This window comes from Bacillus sp. S4 (assembly GCF_040838205.1).
In the GTDB taxonomy this organism is placed as follows: Bacteria; Bacillota; Bacilli; order Bacillales; family Bacillaceae_G; genus Bacillus_A; species Bacillus_A cereus_U.
Map to the genome: position 1 here is coordinate 1 of NZ_JBFPJI010000423.1, position 2,463 is coordinate 2,463.

The window sequence follows — 2,463 nt, forward strand, 5'->3', positions numbered from 1 at the left end:
GACAAATTATTTGTTTCTTTTAATTCTTTCTGTCAAATTTATTTCCTGTTCGCGTTTACCATATAACTGATTAATTTCATTTGCTACTGCATCTAAATATGAGTCAGAAAAAAGCGGTTTCTTCTTTTTAGACATACGGGTCTCCTTTAAGGTTTTTTTAGTATTCATTATGTATATTTATCGGCGGATTATGCGCAATCATTTAAAATTTTTTATTTTTAAAAATTTTTGTTTACATTTTGAAAATAAAGGAGTATTATAATCCACAGTTTCAATTTTCTAAATCGCTTAAACCGCATGGTGCGGGGGACCCGTTTTAATGAATTAGTGCATAATTCAATGGGGTGAATCCTTGAAAAAGGTAGGGCTACTCAAAGGCCCGAATCCGACAGCTAACCTCGTAAGCGTTATATTGAGAAGGAAGGTGGAGCTTGTGCGACAAAAAATATAATGTCTACAAGTCTATTTCTTGACGGCTTGTAGACATTTTTTGTTTTCTAAAAAAGTTTATGGGCTGAAACAAGCAGAAAAGTTCGTACAAAATTATTGGAGAGTGGACAGCAGTGGTTTCATCTATTAAAAGATTTTTAATTGGAAGACCGTTAAAATCAACTGAGTTAGGGGAGCAAAAGCTCAATAAAACGAAGGCGCTAGCAATTTTGTCTTCTGACGCATTGTCATCGGTTGCATATGGTCCAGAACAAATATTAATTGCTTTAGCAGGACTTGGAGCAATAGCTTATTGGTATTCCATTCCGATAGCTGTTGGGGTATTAGTATTATTGACAGCTCTTATTTTATCTTATCGTCAAATTATTTTTGCTTACCCTCATGGTGGGGGCGCATATGTTGTATCAAAAGAAAACTTAGGGATGAATCCAGGCTTAATAGCTGGTGGATCTTTATTAGTCGATTATATTTTAACTGTTGCAGTAAGTGTATCTGCAGGTACAGATGCGCTCACATCTGCTTTTCCTAGCTTACATGCACATAATGTAATCATTGCGATTATATTTGTCATATTGATTACTATCTTAAATTTAAGGGGCGTAACGGAATCAGCTTCCGTTTTAGCATATCCGGTTTATTTATTTGTTCTAGCTTTATTTATATTAATTGGTGTAGGGGTATACAATATTTTAACTGGTCAAGTTTCACCCACGCTGCATTCGCCAATTGGAACACCAGTCGCGGGAATTAGTTTATTTCTACTGTTAAGAGCATTCGCATCAGGTAGTTCTGCATTAACAGGTGTTGAAGCAATTTCTAATGCAATTCCAAACTTTAAGGATCCTGCACCTAATAATGCAGCAAAAACATTGCTTGCAATGGGTGCATTACTTGCGGTTTTATTCACAGGAATTGTCTTTTTAGCTTATTATTACGGAGTTACACCGAGTAAGGAAGTAACAGTCGTATCTCAAATAGCTGAACAAACATTTGGGCGTAATTTCATGTACTATTTCATACAAGGTACAACAGCTTTAATATTAATTCTTGCTGCTAACACAGGTTATTCTGCATTTCCGTTATTAGCAGTTAATCTTGCAAAAGATAAGTTTATACCGAGAATGTTTACAATTAGAGGAGACCGCCTAGGTTATTCAAACGGTATTATTATACTTGGGATTTCTTCGATTATTTTAATTGTAGCTTTTCAGGGGAAAACAGAACACTTGATTCCGCTATATGCAGTAGGGGTATTTATTCCGTTTACACTTTCTCAAACTGGAATGGTACTAAAATGGCTTCGTGAAAAGCCTGAAGGATGGATTTTACGTTTAACGATTAATTTAATTGGTGCAGTTATTAGTTTTATCGTAATGAGTATGTTCTTTTTAACTAAGTTCGCACAAGTTTGGTCAATCCTTATTTTCTTACCTTTCATTATCTTCTTGTTCCATCGAATTAAGAAGCATTATGATGCAGTGGGCGATCAATTAAGTTTAAAAACTTGTGAACGGATTGTTCCGATTGAGGGGAATGTAATTGTCGTTCCTGTAGCTGGTATGACTCATGTAGTAGAAAATTCACTGAACTATGCTAAAGCTCTTTCAGCAGATCAAGTTATCGCTGTATATGTTGCTTTTGACAGAGAAGAGGAAAAGAAATTTGAAGAGAAATGGGAGAAGTGGCAACCTGAAGTAAGGCTTGTTACATTACATTCTCATTATAGAAGTATTATTCAGCCGCTAACAAAGTTTATTGATACAGTGCAATATAAAGCGAGTGAATCAAATTACCGAGTTACGGTCGTTATACCACAGTTTATTCCGAAAAAAGGTTGGCATAACATTCTTCATAATCAGTCTAGTTTACTCATTCGTGCGTATTTACTCTATAAAAGAAATGTTGTTATTACGACAGTACCATATCATTTGAAAAAGTAAGGAAATTTTTTAAGGATAACTTCACGAAAGTGAAGTTATCCTTTTTGTATGTATACTATGCATAATTGCATAC

The 2,463-nt window shown here is 34.8% G+C and carries 2 protein-coding genes and 1 riboswitch; of the genes, one reads left to right on the forward strand and one right to left on the reverse strand.

Translation table 11 applies throughout. From position 1 onward, the window contains the following. Positions 1–6: 6 nt before the first annotated feature. Positions 7–135, reverse strand: a complete 129-nt coding sequence (locus tag AB3X48_RS21080; protein ID WP_000038255.1) for a hypothetical protein — start codon at positions 133–135, stop codon at positions 7–9. Between the two features lie 140 nt (positions 136–275). Next, a riboswitch (cyclic di-AMP (ydaO/yuaA leader) is annotated at positions 276–422 on the forward strand. Between the two features lie 141 nt (positions 423–563). Here AB3X48_RS21080 and kimA point away from each other — a divergent pair. Then, positions 564–2,390, forward strand: a complete 1,827-nt coding sequence (gene kimA, locus AB3X48_RS21085) for a potassium transporter KimA (RefSeq protein ID WP_002158334.1) — start codon at positions 564–566, stop codon at positions 2,388–2,390. Positions 2,391–2,463 lie beyond the last annotated feature (73 nt).

Coding starts and splice junctions, on each gene's coding strand:
- AB3X48_RS21080 (WP_000038255.1), bottom strand. CDS start 135: ATGTCTAAAAAGAAGAAACCGCTTTTTTCTGACTCATATTTAGATGCA.